Here is a 5165-nt window from a genome sequence, read left to right on the forward strand (position 1 = left end):
AATATAGTCCCCCACCATAAACGGTTCACCCTTGTACATCATAACCTGAACATGGTCCTCTGCCCCGGGGCAATATTCCTGAACAATGATGTTATCGGCAAAATCCCGGACCTGGTCATAGACCTTCCGGAGCTGGACTTCATTTTCTGCATAAGCAGCTTTCCAGGGTGCCTGTCTACCTTGGTTCTGCCTCCTGGTCCTGAAAACCAGAGGAAATTTTAATGCTTTTTGATCGGACATGAACTGGTCCAGGCACATACCTTTAGCGACAGGAACACCCAACTTCTGACATAAGTCCTGCATATAATCCTTGTCCGTTGCCTTATCAAAAACGTCCCGGGCAGGAGAGAACAGATGCACATCTGGCTCAAACTGATCCCGAACATCTATAAGAACATTATGATAGCCTTCAGCAACAGGCATAATGGAGCCTACATTCAGTAGCTTGACCAGTTCCTTAATTTCATCGATAAAGCCTGGACTGTAAGTCGGGGATTCCATGACCCAGGCACTGCTGGAATACCGGCTGTTAGCCGGCTGCCCATACTTTGATTTAACTATGGAATGAACCGTCAAGCCGTTCATTGCCAGGTTCCTGACCACCCAGAGCCCCACCTGGGTATCGCCAACAATAGCAAGGACTCTTCGCCTTCTGTCTTTTTCCTTGATTTTTTCTTGAATAAACGGCTTTACCGCATACATATTCAGTCTCCATATCAGTTTGCCCTACTATGGAAATTTTACAATCTACCTATCCAGTAACGGGGTTTTTGTTTTTGATGCATAATGGCAATAATCACCAATTCATTTTCATAGACTGTATAGAGGATGGAATAAGGGAAACGCCGTATCAACCGTCTCTGTATCCCTTGTTCAATCTCGGGCCAGATCCCAGGATTTTCGGCTGTTTCAGCGACAGCTGCTTCAATGATGTCAAGAAAATTCTTACCAAGCCCTTCAACCTGCATTTCATAATATATGGCAGCTTCAATCATTTCTTCATTCAGCCGGCAAAAGAAAACGAACCCTCATCGAACGTCCCGCAGTTTTGCCCGGGCATTAGTAAAGACATCTATTCCAGGCCTTGCTTTAATTTTACCTGCCTTGAAATCCTGAAATCGCTTTAAAGCTTCCTCAATCCAAAGCTTTTCTAAATTCTGTTCGTCGAGTTCATCAAGCTCTTCAATGAGCGCTTTAAGCAACATGGCGCGCTCGCTTACAGAAAGCTTTTTTACCTGTTTACGGCATGTTTCTAATGCTGATGACATGATTTTCTCCTAGTTACATTTCATCCTTATTTTTTAACTCTATCATAATCATATTCACAGAAAAAGCCGTAGCCTGTAGCATCTCTAAACATTACTCATCCAGGAGGTTTTAAATACGGTTATCCTCAGATAACATAATTTTTAAACAAATATCTGCGATCATCTGCGTAATCTGCGGATAATTTCTACTTTTAAAACCCACATCCATGTAACAACTTTTTTATCTACTGCCGGAATTGATTTAAACTATTTTTTGAAATACCGACTCAACCTCAATTGCAACCTGCTCCCATGACCTGACCTTGCTTGCCTCAAGCACTGATTCCGGCTCCCATTTCGTTGACAAAACCGTTTTAATTCCTTCCTTCAATGGCTCAATCTGCTTCCGGGGCACAATACACCCAGCACCGGGAACCGGCAAAATATCGCGCACAGCACCCACATCCGTTGCAACAACCGGCGTGCCACAGGCAAGGCTCTCAAGCACAGCATTAGGACAACCTTCCCTATAGGAAGCCAGGACACTGGCATCGGCTGCACTGAAATACCGGGCCACCTGGTCATATGGTTGAGGGCCTGCAAGAATGATCTGCCTTGCAACACCTGATTTTTCTGCTTCTGCCATAATGGTCTCATGGTTTCCCCCCTGGGCTGGCCCACCCACAAGAACCAGGCAAACATCTTCGGATAAACCGGATAGCGCCCTGATCACTTCATGGTGCCCTTTGCGATGACCAAGGTGAGCCACCGTAACCAATATTTTTTTATCCTCAGGCAACCCCAACGATTTTCGACAGGCGCTCTTATCTTTGATATTAAAATTTTCAGCGTCCACGCCATTGGGAATGACACTTATCCTGGCAAGGTCTGCCCCCAATTTTATGGCGGCCTCAGCAAGACCGCTGGAAACACTTATCACCGCAGAAGCATCCTTCAGGGCCTCAGCACACTGCCGGACCTGGGAAGGTTCTTTCATACATTCAAACAGCTTGCCCCGTAACGTAATCACATAAGGAATCCCTATATCCCTTGCTATCAAGGAAACACCAACCCCGTCCGGCCAAACGAAATGAGCGTCCAAGATGTCAGGCTGCCAGGTACGGCATAATTTCTTAACCCAAGGCAAAATTCCCCTGGCGTAAAATCGGGCGTCGTTATTTTTTAAAATTTTGGGGGTATAAAAAAAACGGGGCCTCGAAACCTCAAGCCCCTTCCAAATTCCATGGACAATTTTTTTACCAGGTGCCAAAAAGGGAAACCACGGAACCGGGGAACAAACCTGTAAATCAGCAAACTTTGACAACGCCTTAATCCGTTGAAATACAAAAATCCCCCAGTTGGGATTGGTTTCATTTGGAAAACAATATGAAAAGGAGAGAATCTTCACAACGCAATTTTCATTTTCAAAAACGCCGGCGAAGCTGTAAAATTCTTCAGCCCATTAGTCAAGACCATTACAAGCATATCATGGAGAAACATTCATGCACTAAAATCCTGAAGCCATTTCATTGTATAAATTTTGAACTTCCGGCAATTCAAGTTCAGCATGGTAAAAACGAACATTATTGATGATACCGTTATAAAAGTGGGAACGACCATTGCTTCTAGCACCAATATACATATCCCCTTCATGGTTTTTCATAAACGGAACTGCCTTATATTTGCGATCAACACACTGGGCATTGACATACAATTTCATTTCCCCACCCTCCCGATAAGTAAAAACAATATGATTCCACACCCCGGGTTGGATCTTAGCAAAATGTTTATATTTTCCGTTTGATATAAATGCAATGGTTTCACCATCAAAAAGAAGATCCAATACATGGGATTTATAAGCTAAGGCTTGATACTTTTTACCGCCCTTGCGGTGCCAGTTAATCCACATTGAAATGGAAAATTCCTGGACAGGATTCAGTTCTTTTCGATTTTTAACTTGGACATAATCATTCTTGCCGTCAAAAATAAGTATAGGGAAACCGTTTTGCACTATCCATTCCGGACCGACAATATTTCCTGCATAAGAATTGTAAGAACTATCTTTCGCAACGCTACCGGAACCCTCGTTAAGCTTCCAGTAGGCTTTCAATGGATCGAACAGATATTTCAAGTCTGCCTTGCTGAGTATATTTCCCGAATAGTCTTCAATTTTTTTAATATGTACAGCATACAAATTTCCAAAACTCTGTGGCGAAGTGTTCAATACCAAGGTGTTTTCACTAGCGCGATACTCAACGCCCAATAGGTCTATGTTGCCTGTTATTTCATAATTGTTAACATTTTCAACAATCTCCCTCTTGACCACTTCGTCAAACATGACAAAAACAGAGCGCTTTCCCCCCGGCTTAACCCCCAGGATTTCAGGCGCTTTATGATCCGGTTTCAGAACAGTCACAGGCGCTATCAGGCGATCTCTGGATACACCATCCGTAACCTCAAATAAGAGTTTATGTGTGCCTATCTGGGATAGATCAGGTGTCCATGTAAACGAGGACCCCTTTATTGCAGCGCCTTGGGGCGGATATATACACGAATACTTCAGCGCCTGCCCATCAGGATCAACGCCACCCAAGGAAAAAGAAACTTGTTTGTCGGCGGCAGTAAAAATTCGCTCCCCGAATTGATTGAATACCGGCGGGAAATTATCATTCGTATACTCATAGCACCCGGCATCAAATTGATTTGACGGTCTGTTTTTCAAACGTAAATCATACCCGGATGACTCTGTTTCTTTTACTGAATACTTTATTGCCTGCGACTCTGCTAAAAGTTCAAAATTAAATTTCTCCGGGGCTGTGTAATTTTCTATGTCAGCCATTTTGAATCCTGGATCGCAAAGCCTGTTGTTTCTCATGTGTTCGCTAAATTCGTTCAATTCATTAATACTTATCTTTTCATCGGCAATTTTAGCCGCAGTTTTCCCAGGCCAGATAAGAAATTTTTCAGTATCATTTGCCGTTCGATATAGAATATTGTTGGTTACAAAAGTTGTTTTGGCAAGCGATTCCGTAGAGATATGTACGGGGAATCCATATTGTGTGTAGATTATGTTATTTCGAATTTTCGTATATTCAATTGGCAAATGTCCTGTGCTGTCCTTTATCAGGATACCGGAATGGTCCTTGGGCTCCTTTTTCCCGCTCAAACTGTAGGTCCCAATCCATACCGTATTGTTGATGACCGCATTGTTGATCATGGGAGCGCCCCATTTTGCTTTATAGCTGTAAAACTGTATTCCCATTTTGGAGGTATTGAATATCAGGTTATTTCTGATGATCGAATCGGAGGCACCATTTTCGATAGATATGCCGCCACCTTTGACCGTGGAATGACATATATTATTTTCTACTATTAACCGGGTTACAACGCCGTTATGCTGGAAACAATGTCGTCCGTCTAAATCCTTTGAGCCCATGTACAAAATGCTGTTGCGAAGAATTAAATCGGAATTGGGTTGTTCGTTACTGCCGCTCCCCCAGTAAATATTGTGAGAGCCTGTGTCATGAATGACGCAGTTTTCAACCAGCAGATCATGGATGTTCACCATGGCGCGCAGGCCGCTTTTCGTATTCATGGCTTCGACATTTCGGATCACGATATTATTTACGGGCTTCCAGTCGTAGGATGTGGATCCATTCAGGCAGATTCCGTTTCCATTCCCCGGAACCGTTTGATTGTCAAAAATAAATCCATCAAGCACCAAATGCCATGCCCCTTTAAGGTCAATGGCAGCCCCGTTGCTCCCTGTTCCACAATTTGTGAAGACTACCGTTTCTCCGGGATAAGCCATTATTACAATGGGAGCCTCCTTAGTTCCGCCAAAATTTTTGCTGGAAATTCTTTCCGGGTAAGTCCCTTCTCTGAAAAGAACGACATCACCGGGCTGAAGAACCTTTT

General features: G+C 43.5%; 4 protein-coding genes and 1 pseudogene. All 5 read right to left on the minus strand.

All coding sequences use genetic code 11. The features are described from left to right. Positions 1-702, minus strand: a pseudogene (locus AB7U36_RS17925) (ATP-grasp domain-containing protein); the annotation flags it as partial. Positions 703-740: 38 nt separating this feature from the next. Then, positions 741-995, minus strand: coding sequence for a type II toxin-antitoxin system RelE/ParE family toxin (locus tag AB7U36_RS17930; RefSeq protein ID WP_428161043.1), 255 nt, complete (start codon positions 993-995; stop codon positions 741-743). Positions 996-1028: 33 nt separating this feature from the next. Then, a complete protein-coding gene (locus tag AB7U36_RS17935) occupies positions 1029-1268 on the minus strand; it encodes an addiction module protein (protein ID WP_428161044.1) in 240 nt (79 codons plus the stop codon). Positions 1269-1509: 241 nt separating this feature from the next. Then, positions 1510-2655 (minus strand): glycosyltransferase, encoded by a 1146-nt coding sequence (locus AB7U36_RS17940; protein ID WP_428161045.1) that lies wholly within the window; start codon positions 2653-2655, stop codon positions 1510-1512. Positions 2656-2754: 99 nt separating this feature from the next. Continuing rightward, the coding region (locus AB7U36_RS17945) for a LamG-like jellyroll fold domain-containing protein (protein WP_428161046.1) at positions 2755-5165 on the minus strand (2411 nt) is incomplete at its 5' end.

This window comes from Desulfobacter sp. (genome assembly GCF_050177295.1).

Bases quoted from the DNA above. Each gene is read 5' to 3' on its own strand.
- AB7U36_RS17930 (WP_428161043.1), bottom strand. From the start codon at position 995: ATGATTGAAGCTGCCATATATTATGAAATGCAGGTTGAAGGGCTTGGT.
- AB7U36_RS17935 (WP_428161044.1), bottom strand. From the start codon at position 1,268: ATGTCATCAGCATTAGAAACATGCCGTAAACAGGTAAAAAAGCTTTCT.